This is a genomic window from Lysobacter changpingensis (assembly GCF_017308985.1).
Classification (GTDB): Bacteria; Pseudomonadota; Gammaproteobacteria; order Xanthomonadales; family Xanthomonadaceae; genus Lysobacter_J; species Lysobacter_J changpingensis.
Genome location: NZ_JADWPE010000003.1, coordinates 771,925 through 791,258 on the forward strand (window position 1 = coordinate 771,925; position 19,334 = coordinate 791,258).

At 69.5% G+C, this 19,334-nt stretch carries 18 protein-coding genes; 2 read left to right on the forward strand and 16 right to left on the reverse strand.

Annotation, left to right across the window (positions count from 1 at the left end; genetic code table 11):
* Positions 1–215: 215 nt before the first annotated feature.
* The gene (locus tag I4U41_RS10415; RefSeq protein ID WP_206861061.1) at positions 216–836 is read right to left on the reverse strand and encodes a YdbL family probable chaperone protein; all 621 of its coding nucleotides are present in this window, start codon (positions 834–836) and stop codon (positions 216–218) included.
* Positions 837–896: 60 nt separating this feature from the next.
* A complete protein-coding gene (locus I4U41_RS10420) occupies positions 897–2,900 on the reverse strand; it encodes a translocation/assembly module TamB domain-containing protein (protein ID WP_206861062.1) in 2,004 nt (667 codons plus the stop codon).
* 60 nt (positions 2,901–2,960) lie between these two features.
* Here I4U41_RS10420 and I4U41_RS10425 point away from each other — a divergent pair, with 60 nt between their 5' ends.
* Positions 2,961–3,737 carry a response regulator gene (locus tag I4U41_RS10425; protein WP_242525119.1) on the forward strand — a complete coding sequence of 259 codons (777 nt, stop codon included), beginning with the start codon at positions 2,961–2,963 and terminating at the stop codon, positions 3,735–3,737.
* Here the strand turns inward: I4U41_RS10425 and recO are convergent.
* The 9 genes from recO to rpoE all read right to left on the reverse strand — a co-directional run bounded on the left by recO (position 3,719) and on the right by rpoE (position 12,694).
* Positions 3,719–4,468, reverse strand: a complete 750-nt coding sequence (gene recO, locus I4U41_RS10430; RefSeq protein ID WP_206861063.1) for a DNA repair protein RecO — start codon at positions 4,466–4,468, stop codon at positions 3,719–3,721. The two genes, I4U41_RS10425 and recO, sit on opposite strands and share 19 nt — an antisense overlap.
* An 81-nt stretch (positions 4,469–4,549) precedes the next feature.
* On the reverse strand, positions 4,550–5,446 hold the full coding sequence (gene era / locus I4U41_RS10435) for a GTPase Era (RefSeq protein WP_206861064.1): 897 nt from the start codon (positions 5,444–5,446) through the stop codon (positions 4,550–4,552).
* Between the two features lie 49 nt (positions 5,447–5,495).
* Positions 5,496–6,155 (reverse strand): ribonuclease III, encoded by a 660-nt coding sequence (gene rnc, locus I4U41_RS10440; RefSeq protein WP_206861065.1) that lies wholly within the window; start codon positions 6,153–6,155, stop codon positions 5,496–5,498.
* Positions 6,148–6,519: a DUF4845 domain-containing protein gene (locus I4U41_RS10445; RefSeq protein WP_206861066.1), complete on the reverse strand. Its 372-nt coding sequence runs from the start codon at positions 6,517–6,519 to the stop codon at positions 6,148–6,150. The genes rnc and I4U41_RS10445 overlap by 8 nt, the downstream gene beginning before the upstream one ends.
* 70 nt (positions 6,520–6,589) lie before the next feature.
* Positions 6,590–7,375 (reverse strand): signal peptidase I, encoded by a 786-nt coding sequence (gene lepB, locus I4U41_RS10450; RefSeq protein ID WP_206861067.1) that lies wholly within the window; start codon positions 7,373–7,375, stop codon positions 6,590–6,592.
* A 207-nt stretch (positions 7,376–7,582) separates the two neighbouring features.
* On the reverse strand, positions 7,583–9,373 hold the full coding sequence (lepA, locus tag I4U41_RS10455; protein ID WP_206861068.1) for a translation elongation factor 4: 1,791 nt from the start codon (positions 9,371–9,373) through the stop codon (positions 7,583–7,585).
* A 117-nt stretch (positions 9,374–9,490) separates the two neighbouring features.
* Positions 9,491–11,029 (reverse strand): DegQ family serine endoprotease, encoded by a 1,539-nt coding sequence (locus tag I4U41_RS10460; protein ID WP_206861069.1) that lies wholly within the window; start codon positions 11,027–11,029, stop codon positions 9,491–9,493.
* A 115-nt stretch (positions 11,030–11,144) separates the two neighbouring features.
* Positions 11,145–12,077, reverse strand: coding sequence for an RseA family anti-sigma factor (locus I4U41_RS10465; RefSeq protein WP_206861070.1), 933 nt, complete (start codon positions 12,075–12,077; stop codon positions 11,145–11,147).
* Positions 12,074–12,694 (reverse strand): RNA polymerase sigma factor RpoE, encoded by a 621-nt coding sequence (gene rpoE, locus I4U41_RS10470; RefSeq protein WP_206861071.1) that lies wholly within the window; start codon positions 12,692–12,694, stop codon positions 12,074–12,076. Before rpoE ends, I4U41_RS10465 begins: the two co-directional genes overlap by 4 nt.
* 259 nt (positions 12,695–12,953) lie before the next feature.
* Here rpoE and I4U41_RS10475 point away from each other — a divergent pair, with 259 nt between their 5' ends.
* Positions 12,954–15,035 carry a 3-hydroxyacyl-CoA dehydrogenase NAD-binding domain-containing protein gene (locus I4U41_RS10475; RefSeq protein WP_206861072.1) on the forward strand — a complete coding sequence of 694 codons (2,082 nt, stop codon included), beginning with the start codon at positions 12,954–12,956 and terminating at the stop codon, positions 15,033–15,035.
* A 429-nt stretch (positions 15,036–15,464) separates the two neighbouring features.
* Here I4U41_RS10475 and I4U41_RS10480 read toward each other — a convergent pair whose 3' ends face one another.
* Genes I4U41_RS10480 through pabC form a run of 5 tightly spaced genes read right to left on the reverse strand, consistent with a single transcriptional unit; the run spans position 15,465 to position 19,333 of the window.
* Positions 15,465–15,830 carry a PilZ domain-containing protein gene (locus tag I4U41_RS10480; RefSeq protein ID WP_206861073.1) on the reverse strand — a complete coding sequence of 122 codons (366 nt, stop codon included), beginning with the start codon at positions 15,828–15,830 and terminating at the stop codon, positions 15,465–15,467.
* A complete protein-coding gene (locus I4U41_RS10485; protein ID WP_206861074.1) occupies positions 15,827–16,807 on the reverse strand; it encodes a DNA polymerase III subunit delta' in 981 nt (326 codons plus the stop codon). Before I4U41_RS10485 ends, I4U41_RS10480 begins: the two co-directional genes overlap by 4 nt.
* A complete protein-coding gene (gene tmk, locus I4U41_RS10490) occupies positions 16,804–17,442 on the reverse strand; it encodes a dTMP kinase (protein WP_206861075.1) in 639 nt (212 codons plus the stop codon). Before tmk ends, I4U41_RS10485 begins: the two co-directional genes overlap by 4 nt.
* On the reverse strand, positions 17,439–18,527 hold the full coding sequence (gene mltG / locus I4U41_RS10495; protein ID WP_320415173.1) for an endolytic transglycosylase MltG: 1,089 nt from the start codon (positions 18,525–18,527) through the stop codon (positions 17,439–17,441). The genes tmk and mltG overlap by 4 nt, the downstream gene beginning before the upstream one ends.
* Positions 18,524–19,333 carry an aminodeoxychorismate lyase gene (gene pabC / locus I4U41_RS10500; RefSeq protein ID WP_206861077.1) on the reverse strand — a complete coding sequence of 270 codons (810 nt, stop codon included), beginning with the start codon at positions 19,331–19,333 and terminating at the stop codon, positions 18,524–18,526. The genes mltG and pabC overlap by 4 nt, the downstream gene beginning before the upstream one ends.
* Position 19,334 lies beyond the last annotated feature (1 nt).

The following is a 19,334-nucleotide window of genomic DNA, read 5'->3' on the forward strand; positions in this document are numbered from 1 at the left end:
CGGAATGTTCGGGCAGTCCCTTACCGGCGAACGATGTCACCGGCATTCCGGCGGAGGCTCCCGGTCTTCATGGACGCGTGCCAGGCCAGTTCGCCGCTGCGTGGCCCGCTGCGCCTCCCCAACCCTCCCCTGCACGCAGGGGAGGGAGCCATCGGCGGTGGCGGTGAGGGCGCCGTCGGGTGAGTCGGACGGGGCGCGCTGTCGGCGCTACCCGATCACTTCTGCCGCCAGCCCCCACCCGCATCCTGCACCCACCAGCCCGGGCGCGCGCTGTCGATCCACTGGCGCGCGAACACCGCGCGGATCTGCTGCTCCCACTCGGGATGGTCGTTGGCCACGGCGATCTCGCGATACACGGCGCGTGCGTCGCGGTTCTGGTCGGCGACGGCCTGGTTCACCGCCACGCGCTGCGGCAGCGGGATCTTCGCCGCGTCGCGCACGGTGATGGTGCCGTCGTTGGCGATGCCCAGCGCGCCGGATCCGAAATGCGCCTTCAGCTGGCCATCGAACCGCTGCGACATGCGCGACTGGATCGCCTGGATCGCCGGCGTCCTGATCGTGATGTCCGGCTGTCCCTGCGCATGCGCGCTGCCGATACCGACCAGCGACAGCCAGTCGATGCGCGCGGCCAGCGAACGCTGCGCGGACGGCACGAACGCGCTCTGCCCGCCGGGCTTGTCCTGCGGCTGCGGTGCGGGCTGCGCTTCGTCGCCGATGACCTTCTCGACGAACTCGCGCGCCGCTTCCTTGGCCTCGGCCGCCGGGAAGTACACGTTGATCGTGACGCAGGCGGTCAACGCGACCGCCGCCAGCGGAATGCCCATCCAACGACGCATGACGATTTCTCCTGTTGATCCGTTGACCGGCATGCAGCGTGCGCCGGGATGCCGCGAAACTTACTCGAAGACCGGCTTCACGTCGCCCGTGCTGGCGGCCTTCAGGCGTTCCAGCAGGGTCGGCCAGTCCACGTCGCGATTGAATCCCACCACCGTCAGCCGCGGCAGGCCGGACCCTTCGACGATAGTGAAGCCGTTGCCGGCTGAACCCAGACCGCTCATCCGGCACACCTCGTCGTCGAGATAGCACGACAGGCCGAGCCGCCGATAGCCGAAATCGTCGAACAGCCCGATCAGCTGCGCCTGCAGGCTGCCCACGAACGACGCGTCGGACACGCTCGACAGATCCTGCACCGCGCGCTGGCTGATGCGCTGGCGGACACGCGCGCGGCGTGCGGCCTGCGCATCGGTGGCGATCGCCGCCTCGAACGCCACCGGCTGCCAGTCCACCAGGCGCAGCCGGTCGAAGCGGCCATCGAGCTTGCCGGTGATCTCGCCGAAACCGAGCACGCTGGTGAGCGATTGCAGGTCGATGTCCTCGAAGGCGATGTCCGACGACAACGTCGGCGCGACGCCGAACGGCCGCTCCATCGCCAGCGACGACACCTGCACCGTGCCGCCGAACAGTTCGACCGAAAGCCCGCCTTCGAAATCGAGCCGTTCGTCCGCATAGCGCGCTTCGGGGATGCGGCCGGTGAGTTCGCCCGTGAACGGCGGCCAGCCCAGCGCCTGCGACAGTTGCGCGATGTCCAGGCGGTCCAGGTCCATGCCGAACCGGATCTCCAGTCCCTGCCTGCCCGCAGGTGGCCGCAGGTGCAGATGGTTGAACGTGACGGTGCCGCCGAGCATCGGCATCCGCGACGCCGCGCGCAGGCGCAATTCGCCCGCGCTGCTGGCGAACGGCAGCGTCGCTTCGCCGAACGCGAGCCCGTGCAGCCGGCCGCCGCTCCATCGCAGTTCGCTGTCGAGCGGCTTCGTGGAGGAAAAGCGCACGTCGCCTTCGAGCCCGGCGAAGTCGAAGCGCCCGCGCGGATCGTCGATCGACACGCCGTGCGGCACGAAGGACGCGTCAAGCACGGTGCCTTCGTGCATGCGCAGATGGGCGTCGGCCGCGCCGCGCAGTTGCAGGTCCGCCAGGCCCGCGATGCCGAGGAAGCCCGTGAGATAGCCGTCGCGCAACGGCGCGAGGTCCTCGCTGCGCGCACGCACGTCGAGCGAACGCAGGGCACCGCCTGCGCCCAGTGCCGCGCTGCCCTCGGCGCTGAGGATGCCGGTGTCGTTCCAGCGCATCCGCGGCAGGTGCCAGCCGTCGGCGCCGTGCTGCGTCGCCAGCAGATCGACGGCGACGCGACGCTGCTCCAGGGCCAGGTATGCGTTGCCGAACAGCAGGTCGCCGCCGTGCAGCGCGCCGTCGATCGCGACCGAGGTATCCGGGCCGACGCGCATGTCCAGGCGTGCCTGCGCCGAGACATTTTCTCCCGCGATCAGGCCATCGGCGGTATCGAAGGCCACACCGGACAGGCGCAGCGGGCCGCTCACCTGCAACGGCGCATCGGCCGGTGCACGCACGTCGATCCGGCCTTCCAGGGTGCCCTTGCCGAGCCGTCCGGCCTCCCAGGCGCGCGCGACCAGCGCCTGCGCCCAGACGATCGGCACCTGCGTCAGGTCGATGCGGGTGAGGTCCGGCGTGCGTGCGTCGCGATGCAGGGCGATGCTGCTTCGCCCACGAAAAAGACGCGCGTCGGTGCGCGCGTCGTCCAGGTCGATGGCCAGCGTCAGTACCGGCCCGCGCCCCTCGCGCACGGCGCCTTCACACCGCCACCGGTTTCCTGCACGCGAGAGCGGACATTGCCAGGCGACGTCGCCGAAGCGGTAGCCGAGCCCGGGCGCGTCGATGCGCGCGGCCTGCAGGCGCAGGACGCCCTGCGGCGCGGCATCGGGCCAGTCGAGCTGCACGCGGACGTTTTCCAGCGTCGCCACCGCGGTGCTCACCCGGGCGATCCTCGCCTGCGCGGTCGCGGCGGCGGCGACGCCGCTGCATGCGGCGAACGCGATGGCCGTCATGGCCAGCAGGAGGCGTAAGATCGAACGCGACATCCGATCAGCATACCGACAGGACGCGAAATGCCGATGATGCCCGACATGCTCCCCCGCATCCTGCTGGTCGAGGACGATCCGACCAGCCGTACCTTCCTCACCGCCGCGCTGCGCGCGACGCCGGCCGACGTCGACGCCGTCGACACCATGGCCGCGGCGTTGGCGCTTGCGTCCTCGCAGGCGTATTCGGCGTGGATGATCGATGCGCGCCTGCCCGACGGCAGCGGCGAGGAACTGCTGGCCCGACTGCGCGAACGCGATCCGCGCACGCCGGCCATCGCGCACACCGCCGCGCACGAGGCGCAGGTGCTGGACGCGCTGGTCGCCGCCGGCTTCGCAGAGGCGCTGGTCAAGCCGATGCCCGCCATCACCGTGCAATCCGCGCTGCGTCGCGTGCTCGGCGTCGCGTCGGACAGCGCACCGGTGGCCCTCGCGGTGGCCGGCGACGAGCTGCCGCTATGGGACGACGACGCGGCGACGCTCGCGCTCAACGGCAACCGCACGCACGTGGACACGCTGCGCGATCTGTTCGTGCAGGAGCTGGCGAAGTCGGTCTATGCGATTTCCACCGCGGCCGAACGCGGCGACCTGGACTCGGTGCGTGGCGACCTGCATCGGCTGCGCGCCAGTTGCGGCTTCGTCGGGGCGCAACGCCTCGCCGCGGCCGTGCAGACGTTGCAGGAGGAACCCTCGTCGACGGCCCGGCTGGCGGCGCTGGAACACGTCGCAAACGAAACGCTCGCGCACGCCGACGTCCCGTCGTTCCGGGCACCGCTCACCGAGGCTCAGTCGGCCGCGCTTTGATCCGGGGCGCGCGAAACGCGGTTCAACTCGGCAAGCATGTCCCACGACTTGAGCCCGCGCGGGCCGAGATAATGCGCGAGGACGTCGCGCATGGCGCGGCGAAGACCCGGCAGGTCGTCGGATTCCGGCAACCGGTCGTCGGCCAGCGCGAGCAGCCCGCGGCCGGTGGCGGCCTGGCTGCGATCGCCGTGCCCGCGATCGCTCAGCACCCGGCGCGGACCGTATTCGGGATCGAGCCGGTAGCGTGCCGCCGGATCGATCGGTACGCCGTCGCCGTCGTTGGCCCAGTCGAAGCCGAAGCCCAGGGCGTCGAGCAGGTCGCGCTCGTAACGGCGCAGCGTCCATGCGAGCGGCTCGGCGGCGCCGAGTCGTGCGCGGGCGCGACCGTAGGCTTCGTAGAGTTCCGGCGCGGGGTCCTGGCGCGGCGCAAGGCGCAGAGTGAGTTCGTTGAGATAGAAACCCGAGAGCATCGCCTCGCCGGACAGACGTGGCGCGACATCGAGCGCCTCCGCGGTGTTCAACCGTGCCAGCTCGCCGACCTGCACCGCATCCAGCCGGATCCACTGCAGCGGCTGCAACGCCGCACGCAGCGCCTGCTTTTTCGGCCCCTGCACGCCGCGCGCGACCAGGCCGAGCCGGCCGTGGTGTTCGCTCAGCACTTCGACCAGCAGGCTGGTCTCGCGCCAGGGGCGCGCGTGCAGGACGAAGGCGGGTTCGGCGCTGAGACGCATGATGCTAGGAACGACCGACGGGGAAACGGGTTAGTCGTGAGCGCGACACTCGTTCCTCGTTCCTCTCCACTCGTTCCTGCCTCAATCGTGGTAGCCGAATGCCCGCAGCGCCGCCTCGTCGTCCGACCAGCCTTCGCGGACGCGGACCCAGGTTTCCAGGAACACCTTGTTGCCGAACAGGCGTTCCATCTGCTGGCGCGCGCGGGCACCGATCTCGCGCAGGCGTTCGCCGCCCTTGCCGATGACGATGGCCTTCTGGCCGTCGCGTTCGACCCAGATCACCGCGCCGATGCGCAACAGGTTGCCGTCGACTTCGAACTTCTCGATCTCCACTGTCGTCGCGTACGGCAGTTCCTCGCCGAGCTGGCGCATGAGCTGTTCGCGGACCATCTCCCCGGCGAGGAAGCGCTGGCTCTTGTCGGTGATCTCGTCCTCGCCATAGAGCGCGGGTTGTTCGGGAAGCTGCGCGAGGATGGTCTTCACCAGCGGGTCCAGACCGGTTCGCTTGAGCGCGGAAACCGGATGCACGCCGGCGAAGTCGCGGCCTTCGCTGACCTTGGCCAGGTACGGCAGCAGCGCCGCCTTGTCCTTGATGCGATCGACCTGGTTGACCACGAGCACCACCGGGACGCCCGCCTTCGTCAGGGCGTCGTAGGCGAGCGCGTCCTCGTCGTCCCATTGCCCGGCGCGCACCACGAGCACGGCCGCGTCCACCCCTTCCAGGGCGCCGCGGGCGGCGCGGTTCATCCAACGGTTCATCGCGCGCTTCTGCTCGCGGTGGATGCCCGGGGTGTCGACCAGCAGCAGCTGGCCCTCCGGGAAGGTGGCGATGCCGAGCAACTGGTGGCGCGTGGTCTGCGGGCGGCTGGAGGTGATGCTGACCTTCGCGCCGACCAGGGCGTTGACCAGGGTGGATTTGCCGACGTTCGGACGGCCGATGACGGCCACGTGGCCGGCGCGATGGGCGGGGGTATTCATGCTGGGAATTGTAAGGCGCCGCCCGGGAGCGTGCGGCGAAAGCGGGCGCTCAGCGCTCCTGCAGCAATTCCAGCACGGCCTCGGCGGCGGCCTGCTCGGCCGCGCGTCGCGAGTTGCCGACGCCCTCGGCGACCAGCGACGGCTGGCCGAGCGTGCAGCTGACCTGGAAGCTCTTGGCATGGTCCTCGCCGGATTCGGCGAGCAGCGCGTAGACCGGCAGCGGCTTCTGCCGGGCCTGCAACCATTCCTGCAGGCGGGTCTTGGCGTCCTTCCCCACCTTGTGCGGCGGCGGCAGCGCGGCGATGGCCGCCTCGAACCACGGCATCACCACGGCCCGGCAGGTCGGGAAATCCGAATCCAGGTAGATGGCGGCGATCACCGCCTCCAGCGCGTCGGCCAGGATGGAATCGCGCCGATGCCCCCCGGACTTCATCTCGCCCGGTCCCAGCGTGAGGCGCGGGCCCAACTCGAGCGTGCGCGCGATCGGCGCCAGCGCGGATTCGCGCACCAGCTCGGCGCGCGCGCGCGTGAGCGCGCCTTCATCGGCGCGCGGCCAGTGCGTGTACAGCGCCTCGGCAACGATCAGGTTCACCAGTGCGTCGCCGAGGAACTCCAGCCGCTCGTTGTGTGGCGCACCGGCACTGCGGTGCGTCAGCGCCTGCTGCAGCAGTTCCGGGCGCGCGAAGCGGTGGCCGATCGCATCACTCACTACGGCTCAGGCTCTGCTCGGCGTTGAAGCGCCCGACCACGTCGATGTTGGAGATGAGGGGACGGCGGACTTCATAGTTGACCGTGACGAGGAACCCCGCGTCGCGGCGCAGCACGTTCACGTTGTTCTTCTTCACGCTGTCGGCGTAGCTGATGTCCAGGCGGCGGAAGAACAGCTCCTTGATGCGCGCGGGGTCTTCTCGCGTGATGCCCGGTTCCTCGGAAAGCTGGCTCAACGCCTTCTTCACCGCGAAGAACTCGGTGTACATCGGCACCACCTTGATGCCCATGTAGACGAACACACCGACCACGGCCAGCACCACGATGAACCCGATCAGCGTGATGCCGCTCTGCGTACGCTTCATTTTTTCTATCCCCCATGAGTCAGCTTCGAACCCGCGAGCGGCGCGCTCCCCCGCCGCCGCAGGCAGTGTCTTACTGGATTCTGTTGCCGATGCGCGAGGTGTCCACGCCACCGTCGAAGTTCATCCAGATCAGGAACGCCTTGCCGCGCAGGTTCTGCTCCGGCAGGAAGCCCCAGTATCGGCTGTCCTCGCTGTTGTCGCGGTTGTCGCCCATCACGAAATAGTGACCCGGCGGCACGATCCAGTCGCCTTCGCCCTGGTCGATGAACGGCAGGTTGGTGCGTTCGAGCACGCGATGCTCTCGGCCCAGCAGGTTTTCCTGCAGTTCCTCGGCGCCGGTCATCTCGGTGCCGTTGCCCTTGCCCTGGTACACGCCCACCGGCGCGTAGCCGAGCACCTTGCCGTTCACGCTGACCTGGTTGTCGTGGTAGCCCACGCGATCGCCCGGCAGGCCGACGACGCGCTTGATCCAGTCCTGGTCGGGATGGTGAGGCGGGCGGAACACCACCACGTCGCCGCGCTCCGGTTCGCCGATGCCGAGGAACTTGTGGTTGTTGATCGGCAGGCGCAGGCCGTAGGTGAACTTGTTGACGAGGATGAAGTCGCCGGTCAGCAGCGTCGGCATCATCGAGTTGGACGGGATGCGGAACGGCTCGGCCACGAAGCTGCGCAGGATCAGCACCACCGCCAGCACCGGGAAGAAGGCCTTGGAATAGTCGACGACGATCGGCTCCTTGCCGTCGTCCAGCAGGCCCTGTCGCGCTTCGCGGCGCTTGGCGAGCACCAGCTTGTCGAGCAGCCACACCAGGCCGGTGAACAGGGTCAGGACGACCAGGGCGATTTCAAACCAGCGCATGCATGCTCCTTGGCAGAGCGGGGAACGGGAATACGGACGAGTGGACCGAGGCCGGGCAGGAAGGCCCGGGGACCGCGCAGGTCGCCCCCCGGCAACCTGCCATGGCGAGGATAGCCGCGTGCGTGCCGTCCGTCATGGGCGAACCCTTCCCGAAGCTGGCGGGAACTCCCCGCCCGGACGTAGGAAAACGCCGCGGCATCGCCTTTATTACTTGTCCACCTGCAGGACGGCCAGGAACGCCTCCTGCGGGATCTCGACGCGGCCGACCTGCTTCATCCGCTTCTTGCCCTCTTTCTGCTTCTCGAGGAGCTTCTTCTTGCGGGTGATGTCGCCGCCGTAGCACTTGGCCAGCACGTTCTTGCGCAGCGCCTTGACCGTGGTGCGGGCGATGATCTGCGAGCCGATCGCCGCCTGGATCGCCACGTCGAACATCTGGCGCGGGATCAGTTCCTTCATCTTCTCGCACAGCTCGCGACCGCGGCGGTCGGCATGGCTGCGATGGCAGATGATGGAGAGCGCGTCGACCTTGTCGCCGTTGATGAGCGTGTCCACGCGCACGAACGGGCCGGCGTCGAAGCGCAGGAAGTGGTAGTCCAGCGAAGCGTAGCCGCGGCTGACCGACTTGAGCTTGTCGAAGAAGTCCAGCACCACTTCGGCCATCGGCAGCTCGTAGCTGATCTGCACCTGGCTGGCCAGGTACTGGATGCCCAGCTGCACGCCGCGCTTTTCCTCGCACAGCTTGATGATGTTGCCGATGTACGCCTCGGGCGTGAGGATGTTGGCGCGGATGATCGGCTCGCGGATCTCCTCGACCATGTTCACCGGCGGCAGCTTGGCCGGGTTGTCCATGGGGACGATCTCGCCGTCGGTGCGCAGCACCTCATAGATCACCGTCGGCGCGGTGGTGATCAGGTTGAGGTTGTACTCGCGCTCAAGGCGCTCCTGCACGATTTCCATGTGCAGCATGCCAAGGAAGCCGCAGCGGAAGCCGAAGCCCATCGCCTCGGAGCTTTCCGGTTCGAAACGCAGCGCGGCGTCGTTGAGGCGCAGTTTTTCGAGCGCTTCGCGCAGGTCCGGATAGTCCTCGGCATCCACCGGGAACAGGCCGGCGAACACGCGCGGCTGCATTTCCTGGAAGCCCGGCAGCGGTTTGGGCGCGGGATCGCCCGCCAGCGTGAGCGTGTCGCCGACCGGCGCGCCGTGCACGTCCTTGATCGACGCCGTGATCCAGCCCACCTCGCCGGCGCCGAGCTTGTCGAGCACCTTGCGCTTGGGGGTGAAGACGCCGACCTGGTCGACCTGGTGCGTGCGACCGGTCGACATCACCAGGATCTTGCTGCCCGCGCGGATCTCGCCCTGCATCACGCGCACCAGCGAGACCACGCCCAGGTAGTTGTCGAACCACGAGTCGATGATCAGCGCCTGCAGCTTGTCGGTGTCGCGCGGCTTCGGCGGCGGGATGCGATGCACGATCGCCTCCAGCACGTCCACGACGTTCAGGCCGGTCTTGGCGCTGATGGCGACCGCGTCCTCGGCGTCGATGCCGATGACGGCCTCGATCTCGGCCTTGGCGCGCTCGATGTCCGCGGTCGGCAGGTCGATCTTGTTGAGGACCGGCACGACCTCCAGCCCCTGCTCCACCGCGGTGTAGCAGTTGGCGACCGACTGCGCCTCGACGCCCTGCGCGGCGTCGACCACCAGCAGCGCGCCTTCGCACGCGGCCAGCGAACGGCTGACTTCATAGCTGAAGTCGACGTGGCCGGGCGTGTCGATGAAGTTGAGGAAGTAGGTCTGGCCGTCGCGCGCCTTGTATGGCAGCGACACGGACTGGGCCTTGATGGTGATGCCGCGTTCGCGCTCGATCGGGTTCGAATCGAGGACCTGCGCTTCCATCTCGCGGGCTTCGAGGCCGCCACAGAGCTGGATGATGCGGTCGGCCAACGTCGACTTGCCGTGGTCGACGTGGGCGATGATGGAGAAGTTTCTGATCTGCTGCATGCGGGGGCGCGCGAGGCTGGCCGTTCCTTGAAATCAACGCGCGATTATCGCACAGGCCCCGCCGCAGCCGGTCCCGGCGCCACGCCATGGCGGGCGCCGGGATGGCGGTGATGGACCTCAGCCGGTCTGGGCGTCGTCCTGCGCGGTGACGGCGATGAACTGCGTGGAACCCTGGCGGCGGACCAGCAGCATCACGGTGTCGCCGGACTTCACCGAGCCCAGCTCCTTGTCGAGCGCGGCGGCGGAGCCGACCGCGCTGCGGCCGACCTGCAGGACCACATCGCCCGGACGCAGGCCGGCTTCGGCGCCGGAGTCGCCCGGGTTGCGGATCAGCACGCCCTCGCCCGACCGCAGGCCCAGGCGCTGGCGTTCGCCCGCCGACAGGTCCTGACCGACCAGGCCCAGTGCGTTGCCGGACGACGGCTTGGCGGAACCGCCATCGGTGGCCGGCCGCGGGGTCGCCCGACCGTTGCCGGCCAGCTCGTCCAGTTCGTTGACGGTCACGGTCTTGTCGATCGTGCGCCCGTCGCGGATCAGCGTGACCTTCGCCTTCGTGCCCGGCGCCATGTTGCCGATGATCGGCGGCAGGTCGGCCGAATCGTCGATGGTGCGGCCGTCGACGGCGCGGATCACGTCGCCGCGTTCGATGCCGGCCTTTTCCGCCGGGCTGCCGGGCAGCACGTCGGCGATCAGCGCGCCGCTGCTGTCGGGCAGGCCGAGCGCCTTCGCCGATTCGCTGGTCAGCGCCTGCACCTGCACGCCCAACTGGCCGCGGCTGACCTTGCCGGTCGCGCGCAGCTGTTCGGCCGCGCTCATCGCGACGTCGATCGGGATCGCGAAGCTCACGCCCATGTAGCCGCCGGAGTTGCTGAAGATCTGCGAATTGATGCCGACCACTTCGCCGCTGGTGTTGAGCAGCGGGCCGCCCGAGTTGCCCTGGTTGATGGCCACGTCGGTCTGGATGAAGGGCACGTAGCGCTGGTTCGCGTACGGGTTGGCGCGGCCGACCGCGCTGACGATGCCGGCGGTCACCGAATGATCCAGGCCGAACGGCGAACCGATGGCGATCACCCACTGACCGGCCTTCGTCGCATTCGCTGGCGCCATGCGCAGGAACGGCAGGCCCTTGGCGTCGATCTTCAGCAGCGCGACGTCCGACTGCTCGTCGCTGCCGACGACCTTGGCCGGGAACTCGCGACGATCCGACAGCGTGACCGTCACGCTGTCCGCGCCATCGACCACGTGGTGGTTGGTCATGACGTAGCCGTCGGCCGACATCAGGAAGCCGCTGCCCAGCGAGGTGCCGCCGCCGCGCGGGCCGCGCGGACCCGGGCCGCCGGGACCGCCGGGGAACGGCAGCTCATCGCCGAAGAAGCGGCGGAAGATTTCGGGAATCTGCTCCTCGTCCGGCATCTGCCCGCGCGCGGTGCGACGCGGCGCGACTTCGGCGCGGATGTTGACCACGGCCGGGCCGACACGCTGCACCAGGTTGGTGAAGTCCGGCAGGCCCGAGACCAGCGGCGGCGCCGGCGTCGCGGCAGGCGGCTGTGCGATCGGATTCGCGGGCGGCTGCGCCGTGCAGGCGACCGGGAGCGCCGCGGCGATCGCGGCGACCAGGAAGATGCTGCGCAGGGAGGAACGGGGCGTGCGGTTCATCGGCATCGGGCCTCGGGAAAACGTTGGGATGAGTGTGGGCGGTACGCCGTTTTCACGGCGCGAGGAAGGGGGGATCGCTGCGGGCCCGATCGCGGGAGCGGGCCCGTCCGTGGGGTCAGTCCTGGGACTCGCGTGGCGCCGGGCTTTCTTCGGCGGCGGGCATCGCGGTCTGCGGCTCGAACGGATAGAACGAAGGCGAGGCGGCGCTGTTTCCGCCGAAGCTGGCGGTCAGCGCGCCGCTGCCGCCGTACTGCGGCAACACCGCGCGCGGCCAAGGACGCGAAGCCGGCTCCATGTGTTCGGGCTGGAACGGCTTCGCCGGAGTCGGCGCGACAATCGCCGGGGTCGCATCGGCGACGGCGGTGCGGGCGATGTCGGCACTCGCGACGGTGGGTTGCTCGATCGCACGCGTGACGCGTGGCACGCGTGGATTCGTGTTGCGCGCGGCGCGGCTGGCGCGACGCGGGGCCTCGATCGCGGCCACGGCCGCCGCGCTCGCGGCGAGCGTGGCGCCCGGCGACTGCGGATCGGTCGTGCCCGGCGTCGCGGGCGTGGCGGCCGGTGCGACCGGCGCGCGCGAGGCCGCACCGGCGGCGATGCGCGACACCGCGGCGGCGCCCGGCGCGCTGGCGACCTGGGGAGAAACGCGATCGCCCGTCGAAGGCGCGTCGTCGGTGAACGGTCGCGTCACGAACAACGCCGCGACCGCGACCGATGCCGCGAGCGCACCGCCCATCCAGCCGCCGGCCCAGGCGCGCCGTCCGCCGGCGGCTTTCGCCGGCATCGCGACATGCAGCGATTCCTCTTCGCGGATCGCCAGCGCCACGCGATCGGCGAAACCGCTCCCTGCGATGCCCTGCGCCTGTCCGCGCAACGCGTCGCCGTACAACTGCCAGCGGCCGACGGTGTCGCGCCACTGCACGTCGTGGCCCAGCCGCTTCAACGCGAAGCGCGCTTCGTCGCCGCGCAACTCGCCGTCGAACAGCGCGCACAGCGTCTCGCGGTCCTGGGTGGGTCGATCGTCGATGGAACGTTGGTTGGAAGTCATCGCTTGGTGGCTTTCGCAGTGTCGTGGTCCAGCAGGGGCCGCAGTTCGGTATCGATCGCCTCGCGCGCGCGGAAGATGCGCGAGCGGACCGTACCGATGGGGCACCCCATCTTCTGCGCGATGTCCTCGTAGCTCAGGCCGTCCACCTCGCGCAGGGTGATCGCGGCCCTCAGTTCCTCCGGCAGTCCTTCGACCACACGCATCACCGTGCGTTCGATTTCCTGCCGCAACAGTTCATGTTCCGGCGTGTCGGTGTCGCGCAGCCGCGTGCCGGTGTCGAACAGTTCCGCCTCGCCGGCGTCGACGTCGTCCGTCGGGGGGCGGCGGTTCTGTGCGACCAGGTGGTTCTTGGCGGTATTCACGGCGATACGGTGCAACCATGTATAGAACTGCGCGTCGCCCCGGAAGTTCGGCAGCGCCCGGTAGGCGCGGATGAAGGTTTCCTGGGCCACGTCCTGGCATTCGCTCCAGTCGGCGACGTAGCGGCCGATCAGCGCGGTGATCCGGTGCTGGTACTTGCGCACCAGCGCATCGAAGGCCGCGCCGTCGCCTCGCTGCACGCGCGCGACCAGCTCCTGGTCCAACTCAGCATCTTTGTGCAACGTCGTTTCGGCCATACCGCGCCGGCGCTCCTGTCAGCTCGGCCATGGCCGAACGAATGGACAACCCCGGAGGACGAAAGTTCAACGGCGGGTTCAACGCGACGTTCAACGGGGCGAAGACTGAATCACGATCATTAATGGGGATGCGCCGATGGCCCGCAAGCGCCGGCCGTCAGGGGTCCGGCGGGAGGTGCGGAAGACGCGGCGATTGACGCCGGCGAAACATCCTCGGGATGATAGCGGTCTCTCCATACCTGAACGGATGGTGCCTCCCATGACGGCTGGCTTCGACGGTCTTCGCTTCCAGCACTGGCAGACCGAGCTGCGCCCCGACGGCGTGCTGCTGCTGTCCTTCGACAAGGCCGGCACGCCGGTGAACACGTTCTCGCAGGACGTGCTGATCGAACTGGACACCCTGATCGAACGCCTCGCGCTGGATCCGCCCAAGGGCGTGGTGCTGCGCTCGGCCAAGACCTCGGGCTTCATCGCCGGCGCCGACATCCGGGAATTCCAGGCCTTCGACGAAAAGGGCACGGTCGGCGACGCGATCCGTCGCGGCCAGCAGACCTTCCAGCGCCTGGCCGAACTGCCCTGCCCAACGGTCGCGGCGATCCACGGCTTCTGCATGGGCGGCGGCACCGAGATCTCGCTGGCGTGCCGCTACCGCGTCGCCAGCAACGATCCGTCCACGCGCATCGGCCTGCCGGAAGTGAAGCTCGGCATTTTCCCGGGCTGGGGCGGCAGCGTGCGCCTGCCGCGCCTGATCGGCGCGCCGGCGGCGTTCGACATGATGCTGACCGGCCGCACGCTCTCGGCCTCGGCCGCGCGCGCGAACGGGCTGGTGGACAAGGTCACCGATCCCGCCACGCTGGTCGACGTTGCGGTCGCCTTCGCGCTGAGGGCCGGCGCGCAGCGTCCGTTCAAGCAGCGCTTCCTCGGCTGGGCGACGAACACCCTGCCCGCCCGCAAGCTGCTCGCGCCGATGCTGACCAAGCAGGTCGCACGCAAGGCGCGCAGGGAGCACTACCCCGCGCCGTACGCACTGATCAACAGCTGGGCGAACGTGGGCGGCGGCATCCAGCAGCAGCTCTCGGCCGAACGCAAGGCGGTGGTGAAGCTCGCGTCCACGCCGACCGCGCGCAATCTCATCCGCGTGTTCTTCCTGCAGGAACGGCTGAAGGGCCTGGGCGGAAAGGATCACGGCATCCGCCATGTCCACTTGGTCGGCGCCGGCGTGATGGGCGGCGACATCGCCGCATGGTCGGCGTGCAAGGGGTTCGACGTCACGCTGCAGGATCGCGAACAGCGCTTCATCGATGCCGCGCTGACCCGCGCGCAGGCCCTGTTCGAGAAGAAGGTGAAGGACGAAGGCAAGCGAGCCTCGGTCGCGGCGCGGTTGAAGGGCGACCTCGCCGGCGACGGCGTGGCCGATGCGGACCTCGTCATCGAGGCGATCATCGAGAACGCCGAAGCCAAGCGCGAGTTGTACGCCTCGCTCGAGCCGCGCATGAAGTTCGACGCGCTGCTGACGACCAACACCTCGTCGATCCCGCTGACCGAACTGCGCGAACACATCGCGCGTCCCGTGCATTTCGCCGGCCTGCACTACTTCAACCCGGTGGCGCTGATGCCGCTGGTGGAAATCATCCACCACGATCGCGTCGCGCCGCAGACGGAGCAGCGCCTGGCGGCGTTCTGCAAGGCGATCGACAAACTGCCGGTGCCGGTCGCGGGCACGCCGGGCTTCCTCGTCAACCGCGTGCTGTTCCCGTACATGCTCGAGGCGGCGACCGCCTACGCCGATGGCATTCCGGGCGCGGCGATCGACAAGGCCGCGGTGAAGTTCGGCATGCCGATGGGCCCGATCGAACTGATCGACACGGTGGGCCTGGACGTCGCGGCGGGCGTGGGCGCGGAGCTCGCGCCGTTCCTCGGCCTGCCGATCCCGGCGTCGCTCTCCACGCCGCCGCAAGCCGGAAAGCGAGGCAAGAAGGACGGCCAGGGCCTGTACAAATGGGAGAACGGCAAACCGGTGAAGCCCGCGCTGCCGAAGGATTACCAGATCCCCTCCGATCTGGAGGACCGCCTGATCATGCCGCTGATCAACGAAGCGGTGGCGTGCCTGCACGAAGGCGTGGTGGACGATGCGGAACTGCTCGACGCCGGCGTGATCTTCGGCACCGGCTTCGCCCCGTTCCGCGGCGGCCCGATCCAGTACGTGCGCGAAACGGGCGTCGACAACCTGGTGGCGCGACTGGAGATCCTCCAGCAGCGCTACGGCGATCGTTTCAAGCCGCGACCGGGCTGGGACAATCCGACGCTGCGCGGGCAGGCTGCGGTTTCGCGGGCGGCCTGACGCGCCTGGCTCGGCGGCTCGTGGTGCGGGCCGGCAATAACTGCTCCGTGCGTGGAGCGCGGCGTTTTTGTCGCTCATCACGTTGCAAGCGGGGATGACGAGCAAAGAGCAGCCGCTTTTGTAGCCCGGGTAAGCGAAGCGCACCCGGGAGCGCGGTCGCCTCTCCAACCCGGGTGCGCTTCGCTTACCCGGGCTACAGGAGCAAGCCGTGTCCCGCGAAGGATTGTCGTACCGGGAAGATCGTCATCCCAAGAAGATCGTCATCCCGGCTTTCGCCGGGATGACGCGATCCTGCGGCTGCGAAGTTGCGTGATGCGCTCGGCGTGAGGGCCCGCGAATTCGTGGCGAAGCGTTTCAGCTATCCGGTCATCGCCGGGCAGCTGCTGGATTTCCTCGACGGCGCGCCGCGTTGATCCAGCCGCGCGCGGCTCACATCGTATGCGTCGGCCGCTCGGCGGTAAGCGTGCCGGCCAGCAGCGCTTCGATCTTGCCCTTCACGGTTTCGCCTTCGGCGGTGTCGGCGAACTGCACGCCGATGCCGGCCGGGCGGTTGCCCTGCGCGCCCACCGGCGTCACCCAGACGACCTTGCCGGCGACCGGCAGGCGTTCGCTCGATTCGGGCAGCGTGAGCAGCAGGAAGACCTCGTCGCCGAGGAAGTAGCGCTTGGGCGTGGGCACGAAGATGCCGCCGCTCTTGAGGAACGGCATGTAGGCGCTGTAGAGCTGCGCCTTGTCCTTGATCGCGCACGACAGGATGCCCTGGCGCGCGCCGCCCGCTGCGTTCATACCGCTCATCTCCTGCTTCCCCCTGACGCCCGGGCGCCGCTCGCGCCGCGCCAGGCCAGCAACAATTCGGTGACCGCGAGGTCCGCCCGCACGGTCGTGCGCAGCAGATCCCGGGTCCGGTTCGCCTGGTCGAACCACGCGGCCAGACTGCGCGTTCGCACAGGGTCGGTCAAGCCGGATGCCTCGGCCAGCGCGAGGTCCGCGGCGTGCCGCAGACGCAGCGCCGCCTGTTCATCCCCGACCCAGCGCTGGGCGATTTCCACGGCCCCCTCGTCGCCGCGACCCAGCTTCGCCAGATCGGCGGCGACGTCGCGGCGCAGCTTGAGGCCGTCGTTCTCCAGCCATTCGTGCGCCAGGCCCGGATGCCCGCGCGCGGCGTCGAGCGCTTCGCGCGCGGCGGCCTCGGCGTGCCCGCACGCGCGCAGCCACGCCAGCGCGTCGTCGTGCGGCGGCAACCTGAATTCGTAACGCTGGCAGCGGCTGCGGATCGTCGCCGTCAATCGCGCCGGATGCGCGCTCACCAGCCACAGGTAGCGACCCGGCACCGGTTCCTCCAGCGTCTTCAGCAACGCGTTGCACGCGGCGTTGTTGATGGCTTCGGCCGGGTCGAGGATCGCCACCTGCGCGCCACCGTATTGCGGCGTCAGCGCGAGCTGCTCGGACAGCTGGCGGATCTGCTCGATCACGATCTCGGTGCGCAGCCGCGTGCCTTCCTTGTTCGGAACGAACGAGACGACGTGGTAATCCGGATGCGTGCCGGCGTCGATCAGGTGGCAGCTCCGGCAGGCGCCGCAGGGCTCGCCGCCGGCGACCGGCTGCTGGCACAGCACGCGTCGCGCGACGCGTTCGGCCACGGCGCGCTTGCCCAGTTTCGCCGGGCCGCAGAACAACAGCCCGTGCGCGAGCCGTCCCGCGTCGAGCGCCGTCACGGCCTGTTCGTACACGCGCTGCTGCCACGGCGCGAAGTTCGGGATCGCGGCGATCATGCGTTCGCTTCCATCCATGCGCGCAGGTGCGCGACCGCCTGCGCGGCGACGATGTCGGCCGGCTGCGTGGCGTCGATCACGCGGAACCGCGCCGGTTCGGCCGCGGCGCGCGCGAGGTAGCCTTCGCGCACGCGTTCGAAGAAGTCCTCGCGTTCGGCCTCGATGCGATCGGCGGCGCCGCGTCCGCGCGCGCGTTGCAGACCGATGGCCACCGGCACGTCGAGCAGCAGCGTCATGCCGGGCGCGATGCCGACCACGCGCCGTTCCAGTTCGCCGATGAACGCCGCATCGCCGCCGCGCGCCGCGCCCTGGTAGGCGTAACTGGCGTCGGTGAAACGATCGCTGATCACCCACGCGCCGCGCTCCAGCGCCGGCACGATGGTTTCGCGCACGTGCTGCGCGCGCGCCGCGAAGACCAGCAGCAGCTCGGCTTCGGACGTGGGCGTTTCATGGTGCGTGTCGAGCAGCAGGCCGCGGATCTGTTCGGCCAGCGGCGTGCCGCCGGGCTCGCGCGTGACCACGGTCGCGCGCGAGTCGTTCGACAGCACGTCGCGCAATGCCGCGAGCACGGTCGACTTGCCGGCGCCCTCGCTGCCTTCCAGCGTGATGAAGCGTGGATACGAACGCAGCGTCATTGCCGCTCCTGCGTCTTCGCGCCGGATTCGATGGCACGTTCGGCCGCGCGCGCCTGGCGATACTTGGCCAGGTATCGCTGCACGTTCGCCTCGTGTTCGGCCAGCGTGCGCGCGAACAGATGGCGTCCGCTGCCGTCGCCGACCGCGACGAAGTACAGCTCCTCGCCGCGCTGCGGACGCGCGACGGCCTGCAGTGCATCGGCGCCGGGCATCGCGATCGGCGTCGGCGGCAGGCCAGCGCGCGTGTAGGTGTTGTACGGCGTGTCGCTGGTGAGATCGGCCTTGCGGATGTTGCCGGCGTAGCTCGTTCCCAGTCCGTAGATCACCGTCGGGTCGGTCTGCAGGCGCATGCCGATCTTCAGGCGACGCTCGAACAGGCCGGCGATGCGCGGGCGTTCCTCGGCGATGCCGGTTTCCTTCTCGACGATGGACGCGAGGATCAGCATTTCCTCCGGGGTGTTCAGCACGCTGTCCGGCACGCGGCGCTCCCACGCGGCGGCGAGCGCCTTTTCCATCGATTCGTGCGCACGGCGGAGCACGTCCAGGTCGCTGTCGCCACGGGTGAACAGATACGTTTCCGGCAGGAAGCGGCCCTCCGGATGCTGGCCCGGATGGCCGAGCGCCTTCATCAGCGCGGCGTCGTCGAGACCCGCGGTTTCCTGCTCCAGTTCCTTCGTCCGCGCCAGCGCCGCGCGCAGTTCGCGGATGTTCCAGCCTTCGACGATGGTGAAGCGGCGGCGCACGACCTTGCCGTCGCGCATGGCGGTGAGCAGGTCGCGCGGCGAGGTGCCGGGCTCCAGCGCGTACTCGCCGACCTGCAGCTTGCCGGCGGCGCCGAGTTGGCGCGCCAGCGCGCGCCATTCGATCAGGTCGCCCTGATGCACGCCGGCCTCGCGCAGCTTGCGCACGACCGAGGGCAGCGAATCGCCGCGTTCGACGACCAGGCTCTCTCCGGGTTCCAACCCCGCCAGCGGGGCGTCGGCGAAGCTCGTATAACGGTGCCACAGATACGCGCCGACGCCTGCGGCGATCAACAGCAGCACGAACAAGAAGCCGCCCAGGCGGCGTCCAGATTTGCGACTCACGCAACCTCCGTGGCGAATGCGGGATGCTCGGCGGCCAGGCGGCGGCGGAGTTGCGCCACCTGCGGATGCGGTCGCCATGAGCGAGCGCCGAGCCGCGCCACGGGCAGGATACCGCGCGCGGCATTGCACAGGAAAACCGCGTCGGCCGCTTCGACGTCCGTCACAGCCAGGCGCGCTTCCCGGGCTGCGAGCGCGCCGATCGCCCATTCGCGGCACACGCCGGCGATGCCGCAGCGGTCCACGGCCGGGGTCGTCCAGCGGTCACCGTGGACCACGAAGAGATTGGCGGCGGTGGCGCAGACGACGTCGCCATCGGTGCTGCGCACGAGGCCGTCGTGGATGTCCGGATCGCGCCATTCGGCGCGCGCCAGCACCTGTTCGAGCCGGTTGCAGTGCTTGATTCCGGCCAGCGCCGGTTGCAGCGCCAGTCGCATGTCGCACCAGCGGAGCGTGAGGCCTTCGGCAGGCGCGGCAGGTGGTACGTCGTGACGCGAGAGGATCCAGTGTGGCGTCGGGCTTTCCGGCGGTGCGTAGCCGCGACCGCCCGTGCCGCGCGTGACGATCAGTTTCAGCACGCCGCCGGTGCCCTCGAGCAGCGCTCGCGCCTCGCGCTGGACGCGCGATTCATCCGGCAGAGCAAGGCCGAGCGCCTGCGCGCCGCGCTGCAACCGGCGCCAATGCGCGGGCCACCAGTGCACTTCGCCTTGATGGGCGCGCATCGTTTCGAACAGGCCGTCGCCGTAGGCGAGGCCCCGATCGTGATCGGGGGTGCCCGCGGCGGCGGCGGCGCCGATGAAGTGCCGCACG